The organism is Pantoea sp. SGAir0418 (assembly GCF_043529865.1).
The window spans coordinates 1,563,261-1,576,802 of sequence record NZ_CP027911.1; the positions used below are offsets into that span (position 1 = coordinate 1,563,261).

Annotated in this window: 14 protein-coding genes; 4 read left to right on the top strand and 10 right to left on the bottom strand. The window is 54.3% G+C overall.

Translation table 11 applies throughout. The features are described 5' to 3' along the window. From C1N84_RS07040 to gndA, 4 genes are all read left to right on the top strand, one after another. Entirely contained in the window at positions 1-903 is a 903-nt protein-coding gene (locus C1N84_RS07040; RefSeq protein WP_264442832.1) for a GDP-mannose 4,6-dehydratase, read from the top strand. Beyond that, a complete protein-coding gene (locus C1N84_RS07045; RefSeq protein ID WP_394541820.1) occupies positions 879-2,045 on the top strand; it encodes a glycosyltransferase family 4 protein in 1,167 nt (388 codons plus the stop codon). The genes C1N84_RS07040 and C1N84_RS07045 overlap by 25 nt, the downstream gene beginning before the upstream one ends. Then, positions 2,042-3,157 carry a glycosyltransferase family 4 protein gene (locus C1N84_RS07050; protein ID WP_276557013.1) on the top strand — a complete coding sequence of 372 codons (1,116 nt, stop codon included), beginning with the start codon at positions 2,042-2,044 and terminating at the stop codon, positions 3,155-3,157. Before C1N84_RS07045 ends, C1N84_RS07050 begins: the two co-directional genes overlap by 4 nt. A 133-nt stretch (positions 3,158-3,290) precedes the next feature. After that, on the top strand, positions 3,291-4,700 hold the full coding sequence (gene gndA / locus C1N84_RS07055; protein ID WP_058771656.1) for an NADP-dependent phosphogluconate dehydrogenase: 1,410 nt from the start codon (positions 3,291-3,293) through the stop codon (positions 4,698-4,700). Between the two features lie 34 nt (positions 4,701-4,734). Here the strand turns inward: gndA and C1N84_RS07060 are convergent, their stop codons facing one another. The 10 genes from C1N84_RS07060 to hisD all read right to left on the bottom strand — a co-directional run bounded on the left by C1N84_RS07060 (position 4,735) and on the right by hisD (position 13,542). Further along, entirely contained in the window at positions 4,735-5,850 is a 1,116-nt protein-coding gene (locus C1N84_RS07060) for a succinylglutamate desuccinylase/aspartoacylase family protein (RefSeq protein ID WP_264442839.1), read from the bottom strand. Between the two features lie 111 nt (positions 5,851-5,961). Next, entirely contained in the window at positions 5,962-6,759 is a 798-nt protein-coding gene (locus C1N84_RS07065; RefSeq protein WP_264442842.1) for an ABC transporter substrate-binding protein, read from the bottom strand. 66 nt (positions 6,760-6,825) lie between these two features. After that, positions 6,826-7,302, bottom strand: coding sequence for a YbaK/prolyl-tRNA synthetase associated domain-containing protein (locus tag C1N84_RS07070; RefSeq protein WP_072209928.1), 477 nt, complete (start codon positions 7,300-7,302; stop codon positions 6,826-6,828). A gap of 105 nt (positions 7,303-7,407) precedes the next feature. Continuing rightward, positions 7,408-8,019 carry a bifunctional phosphoribosyl-AMP cyclohydrolase/phosphoribosyl-ATP diphosphatase HisIE gene (hisIE, locus tag C1N84_RS07075; protein ID WP_021509350.1) on the bottom strand — a complete coding sequence of 204 codons (612 nt, stop codon included), beginning with the start codon at positions 8,017-8,019 and terminating at the stop codon, positions 7,408-7,410. Further along, positions 8,013-8,789 (bottom strand): imidazole glycerol phosphate synthase subunit HisF, encoded by a 777-nt coding sequence (hisF, locus tag C1N84_RS07080; protein ID WP_021509351.1) that lies wholly within the window; start codon positions 8,787-8,789, stop codon positions 8,013-8,015. The genes hisIE and hisF overlap by 7 nt, the downstream gene beginning before the upstream one ends. Continuing rightward, positions 8,771-9,508, bottom strand: a complete 738-nt coding sequence (hisA, locus tag C1N84_RS07085) for a 1-(5-phosphoribosyl)-5-[(5-phosphoribosylamino)methylideneamino]imidazole-4-carboxamide isomerase (RefSeq protein WP_264442849.1) — start codon at positions 9,506-9,508, stop codon at positions 8,771-8,773. Before hisA ends, hisF begins: the two co-directional genes overlap by 19 nt. Continuing rightward, positions 9,508-10,098, bottom strand: a complete 591-nt coding sequence (hisH, locus tag C1N84_RS07090; protein WP_021509353.1) for an imidazole glycerol phosphate synthase subunit HisH — start codon at positions 10,096-10,098, stop codon at positions 9,508-9,510. The genes hisA and hisH overlap by 1 nt, the downstream gene beginning before the upstream one ends. Continuing rightward, on the bottom strand, positions 10,098-11,165 hold the full coding sequence (hisB, locus tag C1N84_RS07095; protein ID WP_021509354.1) for a bifunctional histidinol-phosphatase/imidazoleglycerol-phosphate dehydratase HisB: 1,068 nt from the start codon (positions 11,163-11,165) through the stop codon (positions 10,098-10,100). Before hisB ends, hisH begins: the two co-directional genes overlap by 1 nt. Then, on the bottom strand, positions 11,162-12,238 hold the full coding sequence (gene hisC / locus C1N84_RS07100; protein ID WP_264442854.1) for a histidinol-phosphate transaminase: 1,077 nt from the start codon (positions 12,236-12,238) through the stop codon (positions 11,162-11,164). The genes hisB and hisC overlap by 4 nt, the downstream gene beginning before the upstream one ends. Further along, the gene (hisD, locus tag C1N84_RS07105; protein WP_264442857.1) at positions 12,235-13,542 is read right to left on the bottom strand and encodes a histidinol dehydrogenase; all 1,308 of its coding nucleotides are present in this window, start codon (positions 13,540-13,542) and stop codon (positions 12,235-12,237) included. Before hisD ends, hisC begins: the two co-directional genes overlap by 4 nt.

A 13,542-nucleotide genomic window follows, 5' to 3' on the forward strand; every position in this document is an offset into this window, starting at 1 on the left:
ATGACTAATGGCAAAAAAGCATTGATCACCGGGATCAAGGGCTTTACTGGCCATTATATGGCAGCGGAACTTTCCGCTGCTGGATATGATGTTTATGGCCTGGGTTCAGCTTGCTCGGATAATATCGATAATTATTTTCAAGTAGATCTCACAGATAATATTCAAGTTAAAAACGCAGTAGATTGTATAAGTCCCGATGTGGTCGTTCATCTGGCAGCAATTGCTTTTGTTGGTCACTCAAATCCGAACGCATTCTATGATGTCAACCTTTCCGGCACGCGTAACTTGCTATCTGCGTTAACTGAAACAAAGAAAATGCCCGAAGCCGTATTAGTGGCAAGTAGCGCAAACGTTTATGGAAATAATATTGCTGGTAAGCTTGATGAATCAACGCTTCCGAATCCTGCTAATGATTATGCCGTTAGTAAGCTAGCTATGGAATATATGGCTAACCTGTTTAAAGATAGGTTGCCATTAATTATTACCCGTCCTTTTAACTACACGGGAGTGGGACAAGCTGAAAATTTTTTAATTCCTAAAATTGTTAAACATTTCCGCGAACGCAAAGACGTTATTGAACTTGGTAATATAGATGTATGGCGTGACTTCTCTGATGTACGAGATTTGGTTAAATGCTATGCTGAATTACTGAAGTGTAAAGCTTTTGGGGAAGTGGTCAATGTTGCTACTGGAGAGATGCACTCACTTAGAGATGTTATTAGCCTTTGTGAAGACATTACCGGCCACTCCATAACTATTGAGGTGAACCCTGGTTTTGTTAGACCAAATGAAATCAAAGAGTTGTGCGGTGATATTTCGTTGCTGAATAGTCTGATTGGCCATGAAATGCAAAAAGTACCACTTAGGGAAACTCTGAAATGGATGCTGGAAACAAAAAGCTAGAGGTTGTTTTCTCGACGGATTGCATAAAATACCCTTTAACGGGTATCGGGCGTTATGCTTTTGAACTGGCGAAACAACTTCAGCAACGGGAAGATAAACTTTCACTTACTTTTTTGCATGGAGCAAGAATAAGAGATTCATTGGCGGTTGCAAGTGAATCTTCGCAATCCGTTCAGTCGCTTAAGCGAGAGTTACAAAAAAGCAAAATAGTTAGTGAAGTTTATCGCCTTGTTTTTCCTCATTTAAAGTCCCGGGCACTTAAGAAATTCAAAGAATACATTTACCATAGTCCTAATTATTATCTCCCTCCGCGTGTTAAAAATTGCGTTGCGACTTTTCACGATCTGTCAGTATTTCATTGGCCACAGTTCCATCCTGCTGGGAGAGTACATCTCATGCAGAAAGAGTTGCGTAACACTGTAAAGCGTGCTTCGGTATTGATTACGGATTCGTATTATACCAAAAATGAGTTGATGGAATTTTTTTCTTTGGATGAAAAGAAAATTTCAGTTGCACCATTGGCGTGTAATCACCAATTTCATTCGCGCACTCAAGAGGATGTTCACGCAGTATTGGATAAGTATCATTTAAAATGGCGTCGCTTCTTTCTTTATACTGGTACAATCGAACCCAGAAAAAATATTTTAACGCTTCTACGTGCATACGATCGCTTGTCATTACAAGAGAAGAACAATTTCCCGCTCGTTATTAGCGGATATAAAGGCTGGGAAAATGAAGAGCTCTTTCGTCTTTTTGATAAAGGTGAGCGGGAAGGCTGGTTGAAATATTTAGGCTTTGTACCAGGTAGCGATTTACCCATGCTCTTTAGCGCTGCTAACAGTTTCCTCTTCCCTTCGATTTATGAAGGGTTTGGATTACCAGTTTTGGAGGCTATGTCATCTGGCACTCCCGTTATTTGTTCAAATGCAACGTCATTACCTGAAGTCGTTGGAGATGCCGCGTTAATGCATGAACCGGAAGACATAGAATTGCTCACGCATTATCTAAAATTGATGATTAATGATGAGGAGTTGAAACAGAAAATGATCCAGGTTGGTCTTAGTCAGGCCCAAAATTTTTCGTGGTCATTTTGTGCCGATAAAACGATAGAAGCGTATGATCAGGTTTCTAAATTAATATGATAAAAGTCCTTCACTGCTATAAAACATATTACCCGGATACTTTTGGTGGTATTGAGCAAGTTATTTATCAGCTCGCTGAAGGCGGGGTGAAAGAAAATATCCAATCAACGGTTTTTACGCATAGTCCTGATTTTGATGATGCTATTTCAATGTTGGATCATCATACTATTCATCGTGTTAAAACATCATTAGAGTATGCATCTACGCCAATTTCATTTGCTGCTATTACTGAGTTTAAAAAGCTAGCAACACAGGCAGATATTATTCATTATCATTTTCCCTATCCGTTTATGGATGTCCTGCATTTCTCGAATTTTACAAAAAAGCCATCGATTGTAAGCTATCATTCCGATATTGTTAAACAAAAGGCCCTGCTAAAACTTTATACACCATTGATGAATAGGTTCCTTTCCAGTGTAGATTGCATTGTCGCTGCATCACCAAATTATGTCGAAAGTAGCCCGATTCTGCAAAAATTTAAAGATAAAGTTAAGGTTATTCCCTACGGTCTGAATGAAAGTTTTTATCAAAACAATGATCCCCAGGTATTAGAAAAGTGGTCCCAGCGATTCCCTAACGGCTTTTTTCTTTTCATTGGGACCTTTCGTTACTATAAAGGGCTTCACATACTCATCGATGCTGTCGCTGGTAGTGATTATCCTGTTGTCATTGTTGGTGCGGGACCCATTGAATCTGAACTGAAAGCGCAAGCCCAGTCATTGGGTATCGACAATATTCATTTCCTTGGTGCATTACAGGATGACGATAAATCTGCGTTATTACAGCTTTGCACTTGCTTAGTTTTTCCTTCACATCTTCGTTCAGAAGCTTTTGGTATTTCTTTGCTTGAAGGGGCTTTGTACTCAAAACCACTGATTTCAAGCGAAATTGGAACCGGTACTACTTTCATCAACATTGACGGCCTTACCGGTCTGGTTGTCCCGCCTTCAGACCCCAGGGCTTTACGCAAAGCTATGGATGAGATCTGGTTCAACCCAGAGAAGGCTCGTACCTTTGGCCAGGCTGCTCAACAACGATTCGAAAAACTTTTTACAGCAGACAAGATGATTGAAAGTTATGCAGGTTTGTATATGTCTCTGTTAAATAAGTAAATTTCATCACTCGCTGCATTTCTTAAAAAGCATCAATAATTACCTCTTATCACCTCTCATGAGTTAACATATTGGTCACTTACTGAATGGTGTTACTGGTAACACCTAGCGAGACCACAGACAGGAGTATGTAATGTCCAAGCAACAGATCGGCGTTGTAGGTATGGCAGTGATGGGGCGCAACCTTGCTCTTAACATCGAAAGCCGCGGTTACACAGTCTCAATCTTTAACCGTTCACGTGAAAAGACTGATGAAGTTATCGCTGAAAATCAGGGCAAAAAACTTGCTCCTTATTACTCCGTGGAAGAGTTTGTTGAGTCGTTAGAAAAACCCCGCCGCATCCTTCTGATGGTACAGGCAGGTGAAGCGACAGACAAAACCATCGCTTCACTGACGCCACACCTTGATAAGGGCGACATTCTGATTGATGGTGGTAACACCTTCTATAAAGACACTATCCGTCGTAATAAAGAACTATCTGATCAGGGCTTCAACTTCATCGGTACCGGTGTCTCCGGCGGCGAAGAGGGCGCACTGAAAGGCCCATCGATCATGCCTGGCGGTCAGAAAGAAGCGTATGAACTGGTAGCGCCAATTCTGGATAAAATTGCTGCGCGTGCAGAAGACGGTGAGGCCTGCGTTACTTACATCGGTCCGGACGGTGCTGGTCACTATGTGAAGATGGTGCACAACGGTATCGAGTATGGCGATATGCAACTGATTGCAGAAGCATACGCTTTACTTAAAGGCGCACTAGGTCTGAACAATGAAGAGCTGGCTAAAACCTTCACTGACTGGAACAACGGTGAACTGAGCAGCTACCTGATCGACATCACCAAAGATATCTTCACCAAGAAAGATGAAGACGGTAAATACCTGGTTGATGTGATTCTGGACGAGGCAGCCAACAAAGGTACCGGTAAATGGACCAGCCAGAGCTCCCTGGATCTTGGCGAGCCACTTTCTCTGATCACTGAGTCCGTGTTCGCACGTTACCTCTCTTCACTCAAGTCACAGCGTGTTGCAGCTTCTAAAGTGCTGAGCGGCCCTCAGGCGCAAGCCTTCACCGGTGACAAAGCTGAGTTCATTGAGAAAGTGCGCAGAGCACTGTATCTGGGTAAGATCGTTTCTTATGCTCAGGGCTTCTCTCAGCTGCGTGCGGCTTCAGAAGAGAACAACTGGGATCTGCATTACGGTGAAATCGCGAAGATCTTCCGTGCTGGCTGCATCATCCGTGCACAGTTCCTGCAGAAAATTACTGATGCTTATGCGACCGATGCTAACATCGCAAACCTGTTGCTGGATCCCTACTTCAAAAACATCGCTGATGAATATCAGCAGGCGCTGCGTGATGTTGTCTCTTATGCCATCCAGAACGGTATTCCAACGCCAACCTTCTCCGCGGCAATTGCATACTACGATAGCTATCGCTCAGAAGTACTGCCTGCCAACCTGATTCAGGCGCAGCGCGACTACTTTGGTGCGCACACTTATAAGCGTATTGATAAAGACGGTGTATTCCATACTGAGTGGCTGGACTAATTGTAAAAAGGCTTCCTTCGGGAAGCCTTTTTTCTTATACCACCAGCAACTCCCCCTTACGTCCCGCATTTTCCCCCGCCAGCCTCACCACCAGCATTCCGGCCGTGACAAACTTGGTCAGGTTTCGTGCATACAGCACGCCGCCAAACTCAGCCACCAGCGGTGTCACGTAGTCATTGATCGGGTCGACAATCTCCGCCACCACTTCGCCCGCTTTAATCCACTCGCCTAATTTTCTGCGGTTCAGCAGCAGTCCGGAGTGAGGTGCGTGGATGTACTCACAGCCCGCCAGCTGGGTTGGTGCATGGATCAGGGCAGGGGAGTCTCCGGTTTCTCCGGCAATATATCCCCCTTCAATCAGCGCATTGATAATCGCATCCGCATCTTTCTCCGCCTGTTCCGGCGACACATCGGCTACGCCGCGCAGTTCCAGCGTCACCGGCAGCAGCCCGCGCGGCATCGGGTAGTCCTTGCCAAAACGCTCAGCCAGCGTCAGCCAGGGTTCGCAGCAGGCCTCATCAAACGGCTCTCCGCCGGAGATCTGCGCCAGTAGCTGCACTTCACTGCCAAGCCAGCGCGCCAGCGGCTCAATCTGCGGCCAGGCGTGCGGTGTGGTGTAAAGATGCGGCAAGGCATCCCAGTCGCAGTGCAGGTCAATCATCAGGTCTGCCTGGCTGGCCATGCGCATCAGGGTAAAGCGCTGGGCCTCCAGTTCGGTTTTGGCGATGCGGTCGCGGTAGTGACGATCGATGGCGTCGCGAATCAGTCGTTTGTTTTCATATTCACTCTGTGTCAGCGAGCCCGCCAGTTCTGCCGCCAGCGTATCGCCCAGCGCCGGGAAGCGACGGTTAAAATCCTGACCAGAAAGAGTATGAAAACGTCCGAGGTGAGTGCCGTGCCAGTGCTGACCCAGCGCGAGCGGATTCGCGACCGGCACCAAAGTGACTTTGGCTTTCAGCTTGCCCGCTGACTCCAGCGCCAGCAGCTTCTGCTTGAGATACCACGCCACCGCCATGCCCGGCAGTTCATCGCCGTGCAGCGCCGCCTGAATATACACCCGCTGCTGTGAGTCGGTGCCGAAGTGGAAGCTGACAATTTCCCGCTGGGTGCCCAGCGTCGCGCTTAACAAAGGATGATGTTGTTGTTGCATAACGCTGTCGATGTCCTGTGTCTGGGCACGCTCGTGGCCGCGCCGCATGAAATTGATGAAGGGAATTATAGTTCTGCTGGAAAAAGGGCGGCAAATGCGCCGCCCCATCGATCACGGCTTAATAGAGATATCCGTCGCAAAATACTTCTTCTGCAAGGTATCAAAGGTACCGTTCTTTTTGATTTCCGCGAAGGCGTTATCCAGCACGGTTTTTAATTCGGTGTCGCCTTTGCGCAGGCCGATGGCGGTGCCGGGGCCGATAATCGGATCCTGCACAATCGGGCCAGCCAGCTCGAAATCTTTGCCCTGCGGATGTTTCAGGAAACCGTTTGCGGCCTGTGCGGCATCGGTGAACACCACGTCAAGGCGTCCGGAAATCAGGTCGCTCTCGACCTGTGCCTGATCGCCATACGGCACCACGTTCACGCCGTGCGGCTGCCATTTTGCCAGCGCGTAGCGCTCCTGCACGGTGCCCTGTTCCACGCCCACGGTTTTGCCTTTCAGCGATTCCGCGGTGGGCAGCAGGCCGGAGCCTTTACGCGCAATCAGCTGGGTGTGGGTGTCATACAGCGGCACGGTGAAGTCGATCTGCTTCAGACGCTCTTCGGTGATACCCATATCCGACAGGATGGCGTCAAACTTACGCGCCTTCAGCGCCGGGATCATGCCGTCGAACTGGCTCTCGACCCACACGCATTTGGCCTGCATCTGCGCGCACAGCGCATTGCCGAGGTCGATGTCAAACCCGACCAGCTTGCCCTGCGGCGTTTTGGATTCAAAAGGGGGATAGGTTGGATCAACGGCGAAACGCACCTGATCGATTTTTGCCTGAGCGCCGAACGCGCAGCCTGCCAGCACAGCCAGTGCCAGCGTCTGGCGCAGACGGGCGGTAAAACGGGAACTTGCCATAGTTGCGGTCTTCTTTTGTCGTGATGATAAGTCATCGAGAGTACCGCTCAGCGTGGTGTATGGCAATTAGAGTATTATTTTCATCACGTTACCATTATGCAGTGCGCGGTAATCCTCCACCTGCAGTACCACCGACTTCTCCAGCAGCCCGGCGTTAAAGGCAATTTCGTCGTAGCGCTCGAACAGCAGCGGGTCGACCACCAGCTGTAAATCCGCATGAAAGCTAAACGGCGGAATCGCGCCAAATACGCAGCCGGTCAGCGCATCCACCTCAGCCGGCGAGGCCAGCGAGGCGCGACGGCCACCCACGGCGGCTGCCACTTTACTCAGGTCGGCCTGCTGGTCGGCCGGTAGCACCGCCAGCACATGCTGTTTGATGCCGTTGCCCTTGACGTGACACACCAGCGCTTTGGCACCTTGTCCCACTTCTGTGCCACGAATCGCGGCCACGGCTTCACATTTACCGGTCGCTTCATGCTCCATGAGTCGGTAACGGGCGTTGTGCTGATCGAGCAGGGCGAGCAGTTTTTCATGCGTGGTCATGGAGGTTTCCATTCTGATGAAGTGCAATTGATCGCACTCTTTTGCGAAGTATGCTGCTCAAAATCGAGCCAGAAAGCCCGTTTTGAGCAGCATGGCGCACAATCGTTACTTATGGCGTGCGCGCAGGTTGTTGATGATGGTGCTGAGGTCCAGCTCCTGATCCTGCAGCAGCACCAGCAGATGGTACAGCAGGTCGGAGGCTTCGTTAGTCAGTTCGTGGCGGTCATTGACGGTAGCGGCCAGCGCGGTCTCAACACCTTCTTCTCCCACCTTCTGTGCAATGCGCTTGGTGCCGCTGGCGTACAGCTTCGCCGTATAGGAGCTGGCCGGATCGGCGCTTTTACGCGAGGCCAGCAGCTGCTCCAGCTGATACAGGAAAGTCCAGTCCGGTGCGGCAGGCGAAAAGCAGCTTGAGGTACCGAGATGGCAGGTGGGGCCAATCGGATTGGCCAGCACCAGCAGCGTGTCGTTATCGCAATCCGGCGTGATGCTGACCACTTTGAGGAAGTGGCCCGACGTTTCGCCTTTGGTCCATAAACGGTTTTTGGTGCGGGAGAAGAAGGTGACGTTGCCGTCGGCCAGCGTCTTGTGCAGCGCGTCCTCGTTCATATAACCGTGCATCAGCACTTCGCCGGAGACGTTGTGCTGGACGATGACGGGCATCATGCCCGCGGTTTTGGCCCAGTCCAGTCTGGCCAGTTGTTCTGCAGTTAACACGCGCGAATCTCCACACCGTTGTCGATCAGGAAGTTTTTCAACTCGCCGATATTGATAATTTGTTTGTGAAACACCGAAGCCGCCAGCGCGCCGTCGACGTTTGCCTGCTCGAATGCTTCGAGGAAGTGCGCCATGGTTCCTGCACCGCCGGAGGCGATCAGCGGCACCTTACACACGTCACGCACTTTCTTCAGCTGCACCAGGTCGTAGCCGTTACGCACGCCGTCCTGGTTCATCATATTCAGTACGATCTCGCCAGCGCCCAGCTTCTGCACTTCCTCTACCCAGTCCAGCGTTTCCCACTGGGTAACGCGGGTGCGCGCTTCGTCGCCGGTATACTGATTGACGTGATACTTGCCGCTGGCTTCATCAAACCAGGTATCGATGCCGACCACGATGCACTGTACGCCGAAGCGATCTGCCAGCCGGGTTATCAGAGTCGGATCGGCCAGCGCGGGCGAGTTGATGGAGATCTTATCTGCGCCAAACTGCAGAATGCGCGCCGCATCTTCCGGGGTTTTGATGCCACCGGCGACGCAGAACGGAATATCGATCACTTCCGCCACGCGCGATACCCAGCTTTTATCCACTACGCGGCCGTCGGAAGAGGCGGTGATATCGTAAAACACCAGTTCGTCAGCGCCTTCCTGGGCATAGCGCTGCGCCAGCGGAACGATGTCGCCAATGATTTCGTGGTTGCGGAACTGCACGCCTTTCACTACTTGCCCGTCACGCACGTCCAGACAGGGGATTATCCGTTTTGCCAGCATGCAATTGCCTCCGCTACCGTAAATTTATCTTCCAGCAGGGCGCGACCGACAATCACACCCTGGGCACCGCTGCCGCGCAGGGCGGCGATATCATCCAGTGAACCGATGCCGCCGGAAGACTGGAACGCGATGTCCGGAAACGCCTGGGACACTTCCTGATACAGCGCCACGTTGGAACCGCTCAGCGTGCCGTCGCGCGAAATATCAGTGCACAGCACATGTTTCAGGCCCACCGGCTGATACCAGCCAATCACCTCTTCCAGCGTCACGCCTGCCGCTTCCTGCCAGCCGCTGATCGCCACGTCTTTGCGATTGCTGGCGTCAATGCGCACGTCAAGCGCCAGCACAATGGCGTCGGCACCAAATTCGCTGAACCAGCCTTTCACTTCTTCCAACTGCTTGACTGCGGTGGAGCCAACCACCACGCGCGTGGCGCCGGCTGCCAGCAGGGCGGCCACATCGTCACGATGACGAATACCGCCACCAACCTGCACCGGCACGCTGACGCCGCGTAAAAGCGTGGTTAGCAGCGGGATCTGGCGCTTTGCCGGATCTTTCGCCCCGGTCAAATCCACCAGATGTAACACTTCCGCGCCCTGGCGTTCATAATCCTGCAGGCGCGGCAGGGGATCGTTGCCGTAATCGCGCTGCTGGCCGTAGTCGCCCTGATGCAGGCGTACCACTTTGCCGTCGATCAAATCTAATGCGGGGATAATCATCACATCTCCAGGAAGTTTTTCAGCAGCTGCGCGCCAGCTTTACCCGAGCGCTCCGGGTGGAACTGCACGCCGAAGAAGTTATCTTTCTGCAGGGCGGCCGTGAACGGCAGGCCATAGTCGCACTGGGCGATGGTGGCGGCATTCACCGGCATGGCGTAGCTGTGCACAAAGTAGAAGTAGCTGCCGTCCGGAATGTTGCGGAACAGGTGATTGCCGGCCTGCGCGGTGATCTGGTTCCAGCCCATGTGTGGCAGCGGTAAACCCTGGGTATCCATCAGCGATACCGGCTCATCAACGATGCCCAGCGTGCTGACGCCGCCGTTCTCATCGCTGCCGCGTCCGAGCAGCTGCATGCCGAGACAGATGCCGAGCACCGGCTGGGTGCAGGCTTTCACCAGCTCGATCAGATCGCGCTCCTGCAGCTGGTCCATCGCCGCCCGTGCGGTACCGACGCCGGGCAGAAACAGTTTGTCGGCGCGCAGCACCACGTCCGGATCGCGGCTCACCGCGGGCGTGTAGCCAAGGCGCTCAATCGCCCACTTAACTGAAGAGAGGTTGGCGCAGCCGGTATCAAGAATCACCACGTTCATTACAGCACTCCTTTCGAGCTCGGCAGGGTGTTGCCCTCAACGCGAATCGCCTGACGCAGCGTGCGGCCAAAGGCTTTGAACAGGCTTTCTACGCGGTGATGATCGTTGCGGCCTTTGGTTTTCAGGTGCAGCGTGCTCATCATGGCGTACGACAGCGAGCGGAAGAAGTGCTCGACCATTTCGGTGCTCAGGTCGCCAACGCGCTGGTAGCTGAACTCGGCTTTGTATTCGAGGTGCGGACGGCCGGAGATATCCAGCGCGCAGCGCGCCAGGCACTCATCCATTGGCAGCACGAAGCCGAAGCGGCCGATGCCGCGCTTGTCGCCCAGCGCCTTCAGCAGCGCTTCGCCCAGCGCCAGGCCGGTGTCTTCTACCGTGTGGTGATCGTCGATATACAGGTCGCCTTTCACCTCGATGTTCATGCGGAAGCCGCCGTGCACGGCGATCTGATCCAGCATGTGATCAAAGAAGCCGACGCCGGTGTTAATTTTGCTGCCGCCTTCGCGATCCAGCCACACTTCCACTTTAATCTGCGTCTCTTTGGTGTTGCGGTTCACCAGCGCGTGACGATCGCGTTTGGTCAGGCGCGCCTGAATCGCGTCCCAGTCTTCGCCTTCCGCACCGTAGCGCAGGCCCTGAATGCCCATGTTCTGCGCCAGCTGGATGTCGGTCAGACGGTCGCCAATCACATAGCTGTTGGCGGTATCCAGCGCGCCGTCGGCCAGCCAGGCTTCGACCATTTTGGTCTTTGGCTTGCGGCAGTCGCAGTTCTCTTCCGGCAGGTGCGGGCAGATCAGAATGTCGCTGAAGTTCACGCCTTGTGAGCGCAGGATCTGCATCATCAGGTTGTGCGGGCCGTCAAAATCGGCCTGCGGGAAACGTTCAGTGCCGAGGCCGTCCTGGTTGGTGATCATCACCAGCTGATAACCCGCCTCCTGCAGCGCCAGCAGGGCCGGGATGGCGTTCTTCTCAAACGCCAGCTTCTCCATACGGTCCACCTGAAAATCCGTCGGCGGCTCAGAGATGAGGGTGCCATCGCGGTCGATAAAAAGGATCTTCTGACTCATGCTTGCTCCACAGATAAGGCTTGCAGCGCGGCGATCAGGCGCTCGCACTCTTCACGGGTGCCGATGGAGATGCGCAGACATCCCGCCAGGCCAGGGTTTTTGTTTTGGTCGCGCAGAATAATGCCCTGATCCCACAGCGTTTTAAACACTTTTGGCGAGTCAGTGAAGCGCGCCAGAATGTAGTTGGTCTCGCTCGGGAAGACCTGCTGCACCACGCTCAGCTGCGGCAGCTGTTCGCACAGCCAGGCGCGGTTGTCGTTAAGCTGCTGCGCGTGCTGACGCATCAGCGCGATGCCTTGCTCGCTCAGCGCCTGCGCCGCCACGTCGGCCACCGGCGTCGCCAGCGGGTAAGGTGCAATCACTTTCAGCAGCAGATCGATCACCGGCTTGTTGGCCAGCGTAAAGCCGCAGCGAAGGCCAGCCAGCGCAAAGGCTTTCGACAGCGTGCGCAGAATCACCAGGTGCGGGAACTCCTGCAGCCAGCTGGCCAGCGTCGCTTGCGGGCAGAACTCGATATAGGCTTCGTCGGCGACCACCAGCGCTTTGCCGGCGGTCATCGCCAGCAGTTGGCGGATGTCATCCTGATTAATCAGATTGCCGGTCGGGTTGTTCGGGCTGCACATGTACACCACTTTCACGCCGTCCAGCTGGTCCGCAATGGCGGGCAGGTTGAGTTGCCAGTTGTCCAGTGCCGGCACGGTGCGGTACTCAATGCCGATGGTTTCGGCGCTGACGCTGTACATGCCGTAGGTCGGCGGGCAGAACAGAATGGCGTCTTTGCCCGGCTCGCAGAAGGCGCGCATCAGCAGCTCAATCCCTTCATCCGCGCCGCGGCTCACCAGCACCTGCTCCGGCTGGACGCCGGCATAGGCGGCATAGCGCGAAATGACTAATTTTGGCTGGCACTCCGGATAGCGGTTCAGCGTCTGCTGCGACAGCTCAAACGGCACCGGCAGCGGAAATTCGTTCGCATTCAGCCACACGTCACCGTTGCCACCGAGGCGACGAGCAGACTGATACGGCGTCAGCGCGCGCACGTTGGCGCGGGCTAAATCTTCAACGTTGTTGCTCATGCTTGCTCCTTCAGGGCGGCGACGCGCAGGGTCACGGCATTTTTGTGCGCGTCCAGCTGTTCCGCGGCGGCGAGGGTTTCAATGGTGGCGGCGAGGTTGAGGAAGCCCTGCGGCGTCAGCTCCTGGACCGTCATGCGTTTCTGGAAATCGGCCAGCCCAAGGCTGGAGCAGGTCGCGGTGTAGCCATAGGTCGGCAGCACGTGATTGGTACCGGAGGCATAATCACCGGCGGATTCCGGCGACCAGTCGCCGAGGAACACCGAACCGGCGCTGGTGATCTCCTCAACCAGCGCGCGCGGCTGGCGCGTCTGAATAATCAGGTGCTCCGGGCCGTACTGATTGGAAATCTCAACGCACTGCACCAGATCCTGCGCCACGATCAGGCGGCTGCTCTCCAGCGCCTGACGCGCGGTGGCGGCGCGCGGCAGCTGCGCCAGCTGCTGTTCAACCGCCAGCGCCACGGCGTCAGCCAGCTGCCGCGAAGGCGTCAGCAGGATCACCTGGGAATCCGGACCGTGCTCGGCCTGCGACAGCAAATCGGAGGCGACAAACGCCGGCGTCGCGCCTTCATCCGCAATCACCAGCACTTCAGACGGACCGGCAGGCATGTCGATCGCCGCGCCGTCGAGACGCTGGCTGACCTGGCGTTTCGCTTCGGTCACGTACGCGTTGCCCGGGCCAAAAATCTTGTCCACTTTCGGCACAGATTCCGTACCGAAGGCGAGGGCGGCAATCGCCTGCGCGCCGCCGACCTGAAACACTTCCTGCACGCCGCACAGCTGCGCCGCGTACAGAATTTCATCGGCAATTGGCGGCGGCGAGCAAAGCACCACACGACCGCAGCCGGCGATGCGCGCTGGCGTCGCCAGCATCAGCACGGTAGAGAACAGCGGTGCGGAGCCGCCAGGAATATACAGGCCGACCGACTTCACCGGACGGGTGATCTGCTGGCAGCGTACGCCCGGCTGGGTTTCCACATCCACCGGCGGCAGAATCTGCGCGTTGTGGAAGGTTTCGATATTCGCCATGGCGTCTGCCATCGCCTGCTTTAAGCTGTCGCTCAGCCGCTCGCCGGCCGCCTGCATCTCAGCGGCGGACACGCGCAGATTCTCCACCTCGGCTTTGTCGAAGCGCGCGCTGAACGCCCGCAGCGCCGCGTCGCCTTGCTGTTTTACCTGCACCAGCACGTCCTGCACGGTGGCGCTGATACTGGCCGATGCCGAAATAGCCGGACGCTGCAGCAGCGCCTGCTGCTGTTCGGCACTGCACGCCTGCCAGTCGATAGGTTGCATGATTGCGCTCAT